Source organism: Streptomyces sp. NPDC059142 (assembly GCF_042755665.1).
Lineage (GTDB): Bacteria > Actinomycetota > Actinomycetes > Streptomycetales > Streptomycetaceae > Streptomyces.
This window is the reverse complement of record NZ_JBHZDA010000043.1, coordinates 1-13457: the sequence shown is the minus strand read 5'-3', so window position 1 is coordinate 13457 and position 13457 is coordinate 1. Positions and strand designations below refer to the sequence as shown.

The following is a 13457-nucleotide window of genomic DNA, read 5'->3' as shown; positions in this document are numbered from 1 at the left end:
CTCAACCGGGGCGGCTCTCTCACTACTCTCTCGCCTCACACCCCGGCCCCCCGCCTCCCAGCCACCGGGGGGGGGGGGGGGTGCGCGGGGCCCCGGGTCTAACCAACCCGCGGGGCCCCGACCCGGCATACCCGGAACCCACCGGAAAGGAGTCCCGGCCCTGCCGGCCCGGGACTCCCGCATCACACCCACGCGATCCGGAGACCACCCGCAAGGAGCATCCCCATGTCCACCAGCAGCGTCGCTGGACGGCGCAGCGTGCTCGGCACGAAGGACCGCGTCAAGACCGCGGTCGCCGCGGCCGTCGGCACCAGCGTCGAGAACTACGACTTCATCGCCTACGGAACGGCGTCCGCGCTCTACTTCGGAGCCGTCTTCTTCCCCGAGAGCGACCGGTTCGTCGGCACGCTCCTGTCGTTCGCCACCCTCGCGGTCGGCTTCGTCATGCGCCCGCTCGGCGGCGCGATCGGCGGCTACTTCGCCGACAAGGCCGGCCGCAAGCCCGTCCTGGTCGCCGCCATGGTCGTCATGGGCGCCGCGACGTTCCTCATCGGTGTGCTGCCGACGTACGAACAGGCCGGTGTGGTCGCACCGATCCTGCTCGTGGCGATCCGCATGATCCAGGGGCTGGCGTTCGGCGCCGAGTGGGGCGGGGCGATCACCATGGCCTACGAACACGCCCCATGGCACCGCCGCGGTATGTTCGCCGCCATCCCCCAGTCCGGCAATCCGTTGGGCATCGCGCTCGCCAGCGGTGTGTTCGCCTGGAGCTCCACACTCGACGGCGACTGGCAGTGGCGAACTCCCTTTCTGCTCAGCGCCGTTCTCGTCATCGTCGCGCTGATCGTGCGCTCCCGGCTCTCGGAGTCTCCCGAGTTCCAGGAGGCCCAGGCCAGCGGCGAGACCGAGAAGAACCCCCTTCTCGCGACTCTCCGCCACGACTGGCGGAGCATCCTGCGTGTGATCGCCCTGCGCGTCGTCGAATCCTTCGCCTACTACTCCACCGCGACCTACCTGCTCAGCTACATCACCGAACGCGACCCCGATCTGCGACCCGTCGCTCTCGGCGCCATCACAGCCGCCAGCATCCTGGCCATCGCGGTCACCTTCCTGGCCGGCGCGCTCACCGACCGCATCGGACGACGGCCCCTCTACATCGCGGGCTGCGTCGCGGCGATCCTCTTCGCCTTCCCGATGTACCTGCTCGCCAACACCGACCACCCCATACCGGTCGTGGCCGTGTTCATCATCGGCATCGGGCTCATCCACGCCTCGCTCACCGGGACTCAAGGGTCCCTGCTCACCGAGCAGTTCCGTACCGCGACCCGCACCTCGGGAGCCTCGCTCGGCTACCAGATCGCGGCAGCCATCGGCGGCTTCGCACCGCTGCTCGCCGCGGCCCTCGTGGGCGCCTTCGGCTGGCCCGGCGCCGCTCTGCTCTACCTCGGCGCCGCCCTGATCGGTCTCGTCGGAATTCTCACCACCAGGGAGACCTGGGGCCGCGACGAGCGCGAGCGCGTACTCGCCCTCGTCGCCGAGGAGCGCCGCCCCTGACACCACATCAGGCGGCAAGCCGTCCCGCGGACCGGCGGTGCGTGCCGCGCGGACGGCTGCCGTTCAGGGAGTCGCGGCGGTGGTGACGTCGACATCCGTGATGGCCGCGTCGGGATGCCGGGCCCCCGTCAGTATCCGGTCCTGCCCGGTGTCGCCGAGGAGGTGGCGGCGGAAGAAGGCACCGAGGTACGTGACGGCGACATGGCGCTGCTGCGGCTCGGTCAGCCGTCCGGCCGGCGCCGCGCCCTCACGGTCGGTGCACTGCCCGGGGTGTCCTTCCACCGGCGTGGCGTCGTCGGAGGCCGCGACCTGACGGCTCCGAGGCGACCACTGCGTGTTGAAAAAGTTGTGATTCGCCCCGTGGACCGCGAATCGGTAGAAGCCGCTGCGGTTCCCCTCGGCCGCGTCGGCCGCGAACCAGAGCGCCTCACCGCCCACCTGTCCGTCGCATGTTCCCCGGAAGGTGGCGAAGGGGGTCCTGGTGATCGTGTAGTTGGACATGTCCTCCGTCATCACGTTGTAGGCGGGCGCCAGGGCCGCCACGGCCTTGACGTCGACGCCCTGGGGCCACTGCCCCCGATGGCTGTCGGCCGCCTGCCAGGTGACACCGGCGCCCGCCCTGGAATGCCCCATGATCCCCACGTTGCCCATGTCCACGTGGTGGGCGAAGCCGACGCGTCGCGCCGCCCCGGTCGCCGGGTCGGTGAACTTCCCGGCGAGCTCACCTCGGTCCTTGGAGCCGAGCTCCTGCCACATGCGCAGATGCCGGTTGATGAGATCCGCCCGCGCGGCGGCGTTGTCATCGCCCCACAAGGAGGAGGCGTTGATGCCGTTGGCGCCGACCGAGACCACGACGAACCCCTGAGCGGCCAGCTCACGGCCCAGGTAGTCGTATCCGCGCTCGCTGGGCAGGACGGGTGTTCCCGGGGCACACGGCCAGGCGGCCAGCTTGGCCGTGGCGGCTTCGTACGCGGCGTCGTCACCGTCGCGCTCGGCAGCCGTGCGCGCCGCGTCCGCCTTCCGGTCGGCGCAGGTGTCGTGCAGGCCGTGCAGCAGCACGATCAGTGGATGCCGCCCGGTGCCCAGGCCGGCGGGGTAGTGCACCACCCCGGTCAGCTCGACGGGTTCACCGGTCTGCGGCAGGCGCCATGCCTCATGGCCCAGGTCGTAGCGGACCGTCCTGGTGGACGCGGACGGGGACACCGTGCTCCGCTCCGTCGTCTCGTCCGGTGTCACGGCACCGGTCGCATCCGTATACGTGAAGGCTGCTGCCGCGACGGACAGTACCGCCGCCGACAGGCCCAGCAGACGAGCCGAACTCCGTGTGCGCACAGGGCGTTTCATTCTGTCTCCTCGGTGGGTACAGGGCCGGCCCGGAGCGTCCGGTCCGCTCGTGGCCGTTGCCCGGGGGGGGTGCCCCTATGTCTTTGGTCAAGGTGGTCGGGTGGCAGTGTGGCTGTCATGAGCGATGACGTGCCTGTCCGGGAGCCGGCGGGCGAGGGCATGCGGCCGTGTGACTTCTGTGGTCATCCGGTCGTGATGGACTCGGTCGACGAGCAGGACTGCCCCGTGTGCGGCGAGGCCGCTGAGGATCAGCCGGCTGCGGCTGGCCGGGGTTCGTAGAAAGTGCCGTCGCGGAGCATGGCGAAGAGGACGTCGGCCCTGCGTCGGGCGAGGCAGAGCAGGGCCTGGGTGTGGTGCTTGCCCTGGGCGATCTTCCTGTCGTAGTAGATCCGGGACGCGGGGTCGGCCAGGGCGGCAAACGCGGAGAGGAAGAACGCCCGTTTGAGCTGCTTGTTTCCCCGTCTGGAGGGCTGTTCGCCACGGATCGATGAGCCCGAGATCCGGGTGGCCGGGGCGAGTCCTGCATAGGCGGCGAGGTGGCCGGCGGTCGGGAAGGTGCTGCCGTCTCCGACCTCGATCAGAATCCGGGCTCCGGTCCTGACACCGACTCCCGGCATCGACATCAGGACCTTCGAAAGAGGGTGGGCCTCCAGGAGTTCCTCGATGCGTCCGGCCAGCATTTTGCGCTGGTCAAGCACGGCAGTTAGGGATCCGGCCAGGCTCGGGACGATCAGCGCGGCCGCCTCGGTCCCCGGAACGGCGACGGTCTGCTCGTCCAGGGCGGTGAAGATCTCCTCGACCAGCCGTTCGGTCATCCGCGGGGCCTTCGGCCGTAACAGCGTGACCAGCCGCCGCCGTCCGGCCTTGCGGATCTGGGCCGGTGAACCGAACCGCTCCAGCAAGGCCAGGACGGCCGGGTGCTGCAACCGCGGGCCGAGGACCCGTTCCAGTGATGGGTGGATCTGAGTCAGCAGACCGTGGAGCCGGTTGGCGATCCGGGTGGCCTCTCCAGCGAGGTCGTCGTCGAAGCCGACGATCATCTCCAGCTCGGCGATGGTCTCGTCCTCGCCGTCGATCGCCCGCAGCGTGTGGGGCATCACGCGGGCCGCGTCCGCGATGATGAACGCGTCCCTCGCGTCGGTCTTGGCCTCGCCCGGGTAGAGGTCGGCGATCCGCCGCATCGTCAGCCCCGGCAGATAGGCGACCGGGCAGCCCATGTCCCTCGCAACCGCCAGGGGCAGGGCGCCGATCGAGGCCGGCTGGTCGACCACGACCAGCACCGTTCCGTGCTTGGCCTGGAGTTTCGCGAACAACTCGCGGAGCTTGGGTTCGGTGTTGGGAAGGCGTTTGTCGAAGGCTTTCTTGCCGGTGGGGGTGACGGCGGTGGCGTGGTGTTCGCCCTTGCCGACGTCCAGGCCGAGGAAGACGTCGATGTCGCCGGTGTCGATCACGTGCAGGCCCCTCCGCTCGCGTTCTCGTCCGGCCTTGCCTGGGCACCGAGCTGCCGCATCCACGTTACGGAGAGCTCTTCCGGCCTGGGTGAAGCCGGTGCTCAAGCCCCTCATCAGCGGTCCGTCGATGCCTCCGGGCCCGGTGACACCACCCCCCGGATCATCAACAACAGGAGGGGGAAGTCATGCCGGACCCGAAGGCCGGAGGCCCCGTTGCGGAGCCACGAAAAAGGTAACGGGGGGGAAGGTGAAGGCCGTCCTCAGCGGGCGGCGGCGTAGGAATCCACCACGAACCGGATGACCCGCTCCTGCAACGCGGCCCCCGAAGCACCTGCCCGCTTGATCATGTCCGTTCCGTGGTAACCGCTCTCGTCGATGACCAGTTCTTTCTTACGGGCGACGGAAGCCGCGTGGACCTCACGGACCTGCTTCTCCACCGCGCCCTGCATGTCACCGGGCGATACCACGAGCAGCGTCGGAACCCGCAGCTTCCTCACCGCCGGTACGGCGTCCGCTCCGATGCACCGGGCAGGCGAGGACATCATCAACAGGCCCACCACCCGCAAGGGCGTGTCGACCCCGGCGACCGCCGCCGTCGTCCCCCCGCACGACGCCCCCGCGAGGAACACCCTCTTCGCGCCGACACGCCGCAGTTCCGCCAGTCCGGCGCGGGCATCGCGGTCCACGTTCTCGTTGACGGCCGTTCTCTGGGACGCACCGTGATTGCGGTACTCGGGGATCACCACGTGGTAGCCGCGCTTCGCCAACTGCCGCCCGATGTCGACGAACGAGCAGATGCTGTAACCCTGCTCGTGATCGAGCAGAACGCCGTCGGGGCCCTCCCCCAGGGCCAGCGCCGACAGACGCACCCCGTCACCGGTCGTCAGTGTGGTGGCCTTACTCCTCAGGTCCTCGGGCACACACGTGTTGACGAGATACCCACGATCCGTGCGCACCGTGCGATCGGGAGAGCTCGGCTCGTACGGGACCGGCTCATGATCCGGCGGTGGCGCGGGAACACCGCTCCGCGCCCCGGAGGGCGTCGGCGCGGTGGACGTCACAGCGCCGGCTTCTCCGTCACGCCCGGCCCCGTCGGCCGGGCTCGTACAGCCCGACACCAGGACCAGACACACCAGGGCGGCGGTGGCAACAGCTCTGACTCTCCGCATGATCTTCCTCAGTCTCACATCCGACGGCGACGTGTCCCGCGCACGCCGGACACGCACGTCCGCACACCGGGGCGGAACATCCCCCACGCCCTGACAGACGTACGGACCCGCCCGAGGTTGCAGGCCGCGATGATCAATGTCGCGGAAGCGGGAGACGGCCGGGCCACGCCGCAACCGTGCGCCCGCACCACGTGGTGGACTGCAACCTGTCGGCGCCCCACACGTCCTTCTCGGTAGAGGACCTCTCTGGAAGTCCTGAACCATTCGATTCACGCAACAGGTTGACGCATATGCCAGAAATATCCCGCGGGGAGACCCTCCGTGGCAGCATCCCGGCGTTCCCACGGCGCCCCGGGCCGGATGACGGCCGGCACACGCGGCGTCAGGACGTCAGCACGGTGCGCGCCGGGAAACGCCGCTGATGACGGCCGTTTCCGCCGGTGAAGGTGGTCTCCCGCTCGGCCGATGGCGATGGCTGCTGGCCCGCCTCTTCCATGACCGGAACACATCGGGCCTCAAGGGCCGACCGTCCGGCGCGGCCTCGGAAGGAATCGACGCGCTGTACCGCCACCGCAGACTCGACCTCGTGCGCCTGGCCGTCCTGCTGGTCGACGACATCCCCACAGCCGAGGATGTCGTCCAGGAAGCCTTCGCGGCCCTTTACCGACGTCACAACAGCACGCTCGACAGCATCGCCGACCCCGAAGCCTACGTACGGCGCAGCGTGGTCAACACCGCCAGGGACGTGTTGCGCAGGAGGCGCACCGTGCGCGCCTACATCCCTCCGCGCATCCTCCCGGCACCGCCACCGGAGGACGAGATCCTCCTCAAGGAGGAACACCAGGAAGTGCTGCGAGCACTGAGACTGCTCACCGTGCGCCAACGGGAGGTCCTCGTCCTCAGGTACTGGTCGGACCTGTCCGAAGCGGACATCGCGGCAGCCTTGGACCTGTCCCGGGGCGCGGTGAAGTCCACAGCGAGCCGGGCACTCAAGGCTCTGGCCAAGAGACTGAAGGAGACGTCATGACAGCCGTCGAGGACCGCCTTCGCGCCGCACTGCACGCTCGCGCCGACCAGGTCACCGCGCTCCACCAGGCCCACCCGCCGTCGACCCGCGTACGGGCCGCCGTCCGCCCCGGAGTGCGCACGGCCGCGGTGGTCCTTCTGGCCGCGGCGGTGACAGCGGTCCTGCTCGTGCTGCCGGCGCTCCTCTCCCGGGGCGGGCCACCGGTCCCCGCCGACACCCCCGCACCCGCACGTCCGAGCAGCAGCACGCCACCTCCACCCGCCCCTTCCTCGCCGGACGAGACACCGGGACCCATCGCACCGCGGGGTCCCTGAACCGGGTCTTCTCCACGAAGCGGATGACGGGAACGGCGGGACCGAGGCCGCGGCGGGTCTGCTTCCCGCCCCTCTCGCCTGCAATCCGCCGAAGGAGTGACCCGCCCTGATCGAACGAGTTTGGGGCTCGTTCACCGCGGCCCGTACGCCCAATCCGCCCTATTGGAACTGTCGTTCAGTAAATGCCCGCGATCGGGCCGTGACGGGACCGGATCCGGCGCGTTTTTAGAGCACCAGTGCCATCTCGCCGCCCCGTTGGAGGACACCATGCATACCGCTTCCGCTGCTGCGCACCGGCCTCCCGGAATCGAACGACAGCTCCGTGCCATCAGGTACTCCGTCGACGGCGTCATCGGCTCGGTACGACCGGAGACGGGATGGGCAGCATGAGCGAGGAGCCCACCGATGCGTCGGCCGAGGTGCCGGGGCCGCGCACCGCCCCGCTCCCGCCCGCGTCCAAGCCCGCCGGACCGGTGAACGAACCGGGTGTCCCCTTCGAAGCCGATCCTGGGGCCGCTGCTGGTCCTGGTGCCGCTGCTGGCCCTGGGGCCGCTGCCGATCCTGGTGCCGCGGCTGATCCTGGGGCCGCTGCTGATCCTGGGGCCGCTACGGAGACGGCCGTTCCCGGGCCGGAGATGCGGTACGTGGATCTGACCGGCAGCCGTGAAGCGGCCGGCCGCTCGATCCGGATGCGCGACATGGCCAAGCGATTACCGCAGTTGGTGCGCCGGTCGCTGGCTCTGGCCTGGCGGGTCGACCGGCGGGCAACCGTCGGTCTCCTGCTGTGCCAGGTGGTCGCCGGCGTGATGCAGGCCCTGGGCCTGGTCGCCATCAGCGGCACCCTGACCGCGCTGCTGAACAGCGGAGACGTCTACCACCGGCTCCTGCAGGCGTGGCCGTCCGTGGCCCTGCTCGCCGCGGCGTCCGGGGTGCGCGCGCTCCTGGGGATCACCGTCAGCTGGCTGTCCTCCCGGCTGGGGCCGCTGATGTCACGCGAGGCCGAGCAGATGCTCCTGACGGGCTGCGCCGAGGTGGAGCTGTGCGCCTACGACGAGCCCGACTTCAACCGCGACCGCGAGGCCGCCGACCGGGGCGCGCAGGTCACCGGAGACCTGATCGACGAAGGACAGGACCTGATCGCCTCCGCGGCCTCCTTCCTCGCCGGGGCCATCGTGCTGGCCGGAGTGAGCTGGGTGCTCCTTCCACTCCTGGTGGCGGCCAGCCTGCCCCAGGCGCTGGCCCAGGTCAGCGCCGCCCGGGTGCGCTACCTGGCGAACCTGCGCAGCAACGGCGACAACCGGATGCTCTCGGTTCTGCGCTGGCACATCTACACCAAGGACGCCGCCGACCAGATCCGCGCCGGCACCATGGCCGCCTTCCTGTCCGGCCGGTACCGGCAGACGGTCGCCCGGATCAACCGCGAGGACCGGGCCGCGGCCGACACGGGCGCGCGCATGTCCCTGGTCGGCGCGGTGTGCGGAGGCATCGGCTCCATGATCGTGTGGGCGGCGGTCGTGTGGCTGCTGGCCACCGGTCGCATCAGCGTCGGACACGCCGGGACAGCCGTCTTCGCCCTGCAGACGGCAGGGCAGTCGGTCCGCGGACTGGTGGCCGTCGGGGCGCGCGCCGTACGCACCGGGCTGTACATGGACGACTGGACCGGATTCCTGGACAAGGCCGGCGGGTTCCGCATGCGCCGGGGCCCCTACCGGCCCGAACCGCCGCAGAGGATCGAGATCACGTCGGTCTCCCATCGCTACTCCGGCAAGGACCGGGACGCGCTGTCCGACGTGACGCTCACCCTTCGCCGGGGCGAAGTCACCGCCCTGGTCGGCTTCAACGGCTCCGGGAAGTCGACGCTGTCGAAGCTGGTCAGCGGCCTGTACCTGCCCACGGCCGGACAGGTGCTGTGGGACGGCACGCCCACCGGCGAGGCAGACCCACAGGCGCTGTGGCAGCACGTCGCACTCGTACCGCAGGATTACGCGCACTGGCCCTTGACGGTGCGCGAGAACATCACCCTCGGACAGCCCTCGCCGCGCGGGGACGCGGCCGTGCGGGAGGCGTGCGAGGCCGCCGGCGCCGACGAGGTCGTCGACCGGCTCGGCGCCGGCCTGGACACCCTCCTCGCCCGGGAATGGCTCAACGGGGAGGAACTCAGCGGCGGCCAGTGGCAGCGCGTCGCTCTCGGGCGGGCGTTCTTCCGCGAGGCGGGGCTGCTGGTCCTGGACGAACCGACCGCGAACCTGGACCCCCGTGCGGAGTACCGCATCTTCCAGCGGCTGAGGGGCCTGGCACAGGACCGAGTGGTCCTGCTGGTCACCCACCGCATCACCAACGTCGCGGTGGCGGACCGGATCGTGGTCCTCGACGAAGGCAGGATCGTACAGGAAGGCACCTACCAGGAGCTCGCCGGACAAGAGGGCCTCTTCCAGCAGTTGCTGTCCTACCAGGTCACCTCCGAAACAGCCCGGAGCGACGGGAAGCAGCACGGGACACACTCGTGATCCGTTCCGGTGGCCGCCGCTCCACGGCGGGGCAGTGTGCTGGTCCCGCATGCCGGGGAACCGCTCCGGGCCCGCTCCCCGAGGACGAGCCGCGCGGGGTAGTCGCCCGGGAGCAGTCTCCGGTGGCCGGGCCCCCTTTTGCGGATCGTGGCGTTCTCCGCCGGTGGTCAGGAGGTGTACGGCTCCCGGTAGCGGGGGGCCGTACGGTGCCACTCCACCGCTCCGCCCAGGAAGGCCGCCACGGCGCGTACGTTCTCCCACACCTGGAAGCGGCCGGAGTCGGAGAGTTCGAGTGTGTCCAGGTGATCCATGAGCGGGCCTTGCAGGGACAGGTACTCGCGTGCGTAGGCGTTCAGTTGGGTGTTGGCGGCGTCCGCCGCCTGTTCGAGGGAGACCTTCTCCTCCGTGCTGTGGGCGGCGACGGTGTTGTAGTGCGCGGCATCGCCTCCGTCGATCTCTTTCGGAAGGCTGTTCAAGTCGTTGATCAGGAACATCATTTTGGCGGCCACGGTACGCATCTGCGGATAGGGACCGCCGTCGAGGACCTGGGCGGGTACCTCGTGTTTGATCGCGCGTTCCACCACGTCGTAGAACGCGAAGGCGGACACGGTCTCGAAGCGTCTCCGCCGCGTTTCCGCCGCGGTGGGGGTGGTCGGTGTGCCCCGGCGCATTTCCAGACTGCCCCGTTCCCGCAGAGGGCTCGCGAGGTTCTGGTCCAGTCGTCGGCGCCATGCCGTGGACATGGGCGGGGCGATCCGGGCCAACACATCGGCCAGCGCTTTCACCACCAGATCGTCCTCCTCCCACAGACATGCGCAGGATTTTGGCACAGTGCCGGATCTGAAGGACACAGATTTCCGGGGTGCGCCGAACAACCTTGACGTCGGGTCACCAAGCTCGAATTGCCTGCTCAAGGGCAGCCGAGCTGCTCGGCTCCCTTGTTTGGTTCGCGCGGCGACCCCGGCCGGCCGTACCGCGTACCCCGGAGCGTACCTGGAGCGGCCGCTGAGCAGGTCTTGACGTTGCGTCTATGCCGTGGGACGGGTGTTCTGGTGACGGTAGTCGCTGGGTGGGAGGCCGTAGGCGGTGCGGAAGGCGCGGCTGAAGTCGGTGGAGTGGGTGAATCCCCATCGGGTGGCGATGGTGCGGATGGGGATGGTGCGAAGTGAGGGGTCGGTGAGGTTTTGGCGGGCGCGCTCCAGGCGCTGGCGCCGGATCCAGGAGGTGACCGTGGCGTCCTCTTGCCGGAAGAGGCGATGCAGGTAGCTGAGGGAGATGTGGTGTGCGGCGGCTATCGAACGCGGGGTGAGAGCGGGGTCGTGCAGGTGCTGCTGGATGAATGCTTGGATGCGCAAGGTGAGAGTTCGCCGGTGGGCCTCCGGCGCCAGTGAGGTGTCGGCGCCGAAGGTGTGGGAGAACAGGGCGGCGGTCAGATCGATCGCCACCGTTCCCAGCCGGGGTCCGTCGTCAGGGGTGTACTGGCCGGTGTCACGGGTCAGTTGGATGAGGAACTGGGCCAGCAGGGCGCCTATGCCGTCCTGTGCAGACATGTGCCGTCCGATCACCTGGTCGGCCCGGCTCCTCGGCAGGGGCAACTGTGTCTTGGGGAATTCGACTCCGATGATCCTGGTCCAGCCCTGGCCGGTCCGTGTCTCGGACGGCCGCGACGAGTCGTTCGAGTGGAACTCGTAGGCGTCACAGATCGTCTCCTGCCTGCCCAGGCTGTGTTTCCCGCTGCCTTTCAGGACGAGAGTGAGCTGATAGACCTCGGGGTCGGACTGCCGGATCAGCTTCGGCGTCCGCCGGAGGAGCAGTGGCTCGAATTCACCTGGCCACACCGACACAGCACCGAGTCCGATCAGACGCTGGTGCGCCCGGAAATCCGGCGCATGGCCGCTGCTCAGCTCCATCGGCGCGTAGGCCCGGTTCATGAGTTCCCGATAGCACTCGAACCGGTCCGCCGCCGGCACGTCCTCACTGCGGAACACCGTCTCGACCAGCATCTCCCCCACCCTCTTTCATCGAGTCAGGACCGGCTGCCATCCGTTTCCCCGCCTCCTCGGGCGACGGACCGGTCGACCGGCAGCCGAACAAGTCAGGACGGCCGGTCCCAGCAGGCCGGACACTATCGGCGTAGGGTCCGACTGCCACAGGGGACAGCCCCCGGTTTCCGGCCACATCACGGACAGTCAGCAGCAGTCCGCTCAGTGCCGGGGGAGTTCGTGACAGTCGGCAGCTGGGGACGGCAGCGGCTGCGGGCAGCCGCTTCGAGATGCATTGTGGGGTCGACCATGCGTGACATCGGTGGTCCGTCCGGTGCAGCTGGGCTCATGTCGCCGCGGCGCGGTGCAGCGTGAACCAGAACGTCGGAACCGCGTTCGTGCCGGGTGTCACGTCGGCCAGGTGCCACCCGGTGAACCTGGACCTGAGTTCGTCGGCGGTGACACCGGAGAACGTGTCGTCGAACGCGCCCGGACCGTACCCGAACATCAGCAGCCGTGCGCCGGGAACGGCACGCTCCGTCAGGCCGGCGGCATAGGCGTCGCGGCGGTGCGGTGGAATCCCGCAGTAGCAGCTCAGATCGAAGAACAGGTCGTACGGGCCGGGCAGACCCACTTCGTCGAGCCGGGTGGCATCCCCACACACCACCGGCACGTCCACTCCGGCCGCGGCCGCCTTCTCCCTGGCCTGGCGGACCGCGCGGTCGACCAGGTCGACGGCCGCCACCCGCCAGCCCTTCCGGGCGAGGTACACCGCGTTGGTCCCGGTGCCGCAGCCGAGTTCGAGCGCCTGGCCCGGCATCAGCGCACCGGACCCCTCCACCAGGGCCACCAGTTCGGGCGGCGTGACGCCGCTGTCCCACGGCGGCTTGCCGTCCCGGTAGTAGTCCTCCAACGCACGGCGCACAGCTGCCTCTTGGTCGAGCTCCGCAACGGTCCGAGTCTCACTCATCGTCACGCCTCCAAGAAATTAGAGTTCATCTCTAGTGACTAACTCTAGAGATAGACTCCGGGCATGGATGCGGTCAAGGGTTCCGACGGACAGAACGCCAAGCGCCTCGACAAGCGTGCCGAGCGCTCGCGGCGCACCCGCGAGAAAATCATCGCCGCGGCCCGCGACTTGTTCGTTTCGCAGGGCTACGGGGCGACGAGCCTTCAGGAGGTGGCAGACCACGCAGGCGTGGCCGTGCAGACCGTCTACTTCGTGTTCCGCAACAAGCGCGCGCTGTTCAAGGACGTCGTCGACACGTCCATCGCGGGCGACGCGGAACCGGTCGCCACAATGGACCGGGACTGGTTCCGCGCCGCGTGCGCGGAGCCCACCGCGGCCGGGCAACTCCGTTCCCACGTGCGGGGCGTGCGCGACATCCTCGGCCGCGTCGCACCGATCATGCCGCTGATCACGGCAGCCGCGGCCACGGATCCCCAGATCGCCGCGCAGTGGCCCGCCGGCCCCGACCCGCGCTACACCGTCCACCACGCCGCAGCGCAGGCACTGATCTCCAAACCCGATGCCCGCCGCGACATCGACACCGCTCGCGCCGCCGACCTGCTGTACGGACTTCTCAGCCCGGAGCTGTACCTCGTCTTCGTCCGCGACCGTGGCTGGTCCCCCGACGCCTGGGAGGAGTGGGCGCACGCAGCGCTGACAGCCTGCCTTTGCGCCGATCACGAGTAGCCATCCGCGCGTGCGACGGGAACCTGTGCGCAACCCCCTGTCGACCCAGAAGCTGTTGAGACATGAGAAGCGTTGGCCCGATCTTCGGGTTTCGGGGCGAGGTCGGGTTCCCAGTGGAGATCAGGCGCAGGGCAGTGGCCCCGGTGGCGGCGCTGAACGTGACAGGATCGACCGAGGTCAGCGCATCCTCGACAAGCACCCTCCGGCTCCAGAAACGCCCACCGACCGAGCTCGCGCACAAACCCCTGAAAGAGCCGGACGGGCCATTTCCGGTACAGCTTTCCCCGAATCCTTCGGTGAGTCAGCGTTCTGCTGACGCACAATCGCCACCGATGGGAAGCCGGCGCCATGACGAGGGGCTGCGCGACTCATCGCCATAGCGTATTCAGGGGCCCTCCGAACTTAGTTCGGAG

Annotated in this window: 12 protein-coding genes; 6 read left to right on the top strand and 6 right to left on the bottom strand. The window is 69.4% G+C overall.

The features are described 5' to 3' along the window. The first annotated feature begins 225 nt into the window (after window positions 1-225). Window positions 226-1554, top strand: a complete 1329-nt coding sequence (locus tag ACFXPK_RS17555; RefSeq protein WP_385076236.1) for an MFS transporter — start codon at window positions 226-228, stop codon at window positions 1552-1554. A gap of 63 nt (window positions 1555-1617) precedes the next feature. Here ACFXPK_RS17555 and ACFXPK_RS17550 read toward each other — a convergent pair whose 3' ends face one another. The 3 genes from ACFXPK_RS17550 to ACFXPK_RS17540 form a co-directional block, all read right to left on the bottom strand. Further along, a complete protein-coding gene (locus ACFXPK_RS17550; protein ID WP_385076234.1) occupies window positions 1618-2898 on the bottom strand; it encodes an alpha/beta hydrolase in 1281 nt (426 codons plus the stop codon). Between the two features lie 248 nt (window positions 2899-3146). After that, on the bottom strand, window positions 3147-4349 hold the full coding sequence (locus tag ACFXPK_RS17545; RefSeq protein ID WP_385076232.1) for an IS110 family transposase: 1203 nt from the start codon (window positions 4347-4349) through the stop codon (window positions 3147-3149). Between the two features lie 260 nt (window positions 4350-4609). Beyond that, the gene (locus ACFXPK_RS17540; RefSeq protein ID WP_385076229.1) at window positions 4610-5305 is read right to left on the bottom strand and encodes an alpha/beta hydrolase; all 696 of its coding nucleotides are present in this window, start codon (window positions 5303-5305) and stop codon (window positions 4610-4612) included. 634 nt (window positions 5306-5939) lie between these two features. Here ACFXPK_RS17540 and ACFXPK_RS17535 point away from each other — a divergent pair. The 4 genes from ACFXPK_RS17535 to ACFXPK_RS17520 all read left to right on the top strand — a co-directional run bounded on the left by ACFXPK_RS17535 (window position 5940) and on the right by ACFXPK_RS17520 (window position 9366). After that, on the top strand, window positions 5940-6545 hold the full coding sequence (locus tag ACFXPK_RS17535; protein WP_384995020.1) for a SigE family RNA polymerase sigma factor: 606 nt from the start codon (window positions 5940-5942) through the stop codon (window positions 6543-6545). Then, window positions 6542-6859: a hypothetical protein gene (locus tag ACFXPK_RS17530; RefSeq protein ID WP_385076226.1), complete on the top strand. Its 318-nt coding sequence runs from the start codon at window positions 6542-6544 to the stop codon at window positions 6857-6859. Before ACFXPK_RS17535 ends, ACFXPK_RS17530 begins: the two co-directional genes overlap by 4 nt. A 486-nt stretch (window positions 6860-7345) precedes the next feature. Beyond that, complete coding sequence (locus tag ACFXPK_RS17525; RefSeq protein ID WP_385076224.1) at window positions 7346-7513, top strand: hypothetical protein; 168 nt, start codon at window positions 7346-7348, stop codon at window positions 7511-7513. Beyond that, window positions 7495-9366 (top strand): ABC transporter ATP-binding protein, encoded by a 1872-nt coding sequence (locus ACFXPK_RS17520; RefSeq protein WP_385076221.1) that lies wholly within the window; start codon window positions 7495-7497, stop codon window positions 9364-9366. The genes ACFXPK_RS17525 and ACFXPK_RS17520 overlap by 19 nt, the downstream gene beginning before the upstream one ends. 167 nt (window positions 9367-9533) lie before the next feature. On the opposite strand, the gene ACFXPK_RS17515 is transcribed toward ACFXPK_RS17520, so the two are convergent. From ACFXPK_RS17515 to ACFXPK_RS17505, 3 genes are all read right to left on the bottom strand, one after another. Next, the gene (locus ACFXPK_RS17515; protein WP_385076218.1) at window positions 9534-10196 is read right to left on the bottom strand and encodes a terpene synthase family protein; all 663 of its coding nucleotides are present in this window, start codon (window positions 10194-10196) and stop codon (window positions 9534-9536) included. A gap of 198 nt (window positions 10197-10394) precedes the next feature. Further along, window positions 10395-11369 (bottom strand): helix-turn-helix domain-containing protein, encoded by a 975-nt coding sequence (locus tag ACFXPK_RS17510; RefSeq protein WP_385076215.1) that lies wholly within the window; start codon window positions 11367-11369, stop codon window positions 10395-10397. A 325-nt stretch (window positions 11370-11694) separates the two neighbouring features. Next, entirely contained in the window at window positions 11695-12273 is a 579-nt protein-coding gene (locus ACFXPK_RS17505) for a class I SAM-dependent methyltransferase (protein ID WP_385076212.1), read from the bottom strand. Between the two features lie 108 nt (window positions 12274-12381). Here ACFXPK_RS17505 and ACFXPK_RS17500 point away from each other — a divergent pair, with 108 nt between their 5' ends. After that, window positions 12382-13044, top strand: coding sequence for a TetR/AcrR family transcriptional regulator (locus ACFXPK_RS17500; RefSeq protein WP_385076209.1), 663 nt, complete (start codon window positions 12382-12384; stop codon window positions 13042-13044). Window positions 13045-13457: the final 413 nt, after the last annotated feature.

Excerpts from the sequence above, each read along its gene's own strand:
- ACFXPK_RS17555 (WP_385076236.1), top strand. The coding sequence starts at position 226 with ATGTCCACCAGCAGCGTCGCTGGACGGCGCAGCGTGCTCGGCACGAAG.
- ACFXPK_RS17520 (WP_385076221.1), top strand. The coding sequence starts at position 7,495 with ATGCGGTACGTGGATCTGACCGGCAGCCGTGAAGCGGCCGGCCGCTCG.
- ACFXPK_RS17510 (WP_385076215.1), bottom strand. The coding sequence starts at position 11,369 with ATGCTGGTCGAGACGGTGTTCCGCAGTGAGGACGTGCCGGCGGCGGAC.
- ACFXPK_RS17530 (WP_385076226.1), top strand. The coding sequence starts at position 6,542 with ATGACAGCCGTCGAGGACCGCCTTCGCGCCGCACTGCACGCTCGCGCC.
- ACFXPK_RS17500 (WP_385076209.1), top strand. The coding sequence starts at position 12,382 with ATGGATGCGGTCAAGGGTTCCGACGGACAGAACGCCAAGCGCCTCGAC.
- ACFXPK_RS17550 (WP_385076234.1), bottom strand. The coding sequence starts at position 2,898 with ATGAAACGCCCTGTGCGCACACGGAGTTCGGCTCGTCTGCTGGGCCTG.
- ACFXPK_RS17535 (WP_384995020.1), top strand. The coding sequence starts at position 5,940 with ATGACGGCCGTTTCCGCCGGTGAAGGTGGTCTCCCGCTCGGCCGATGG.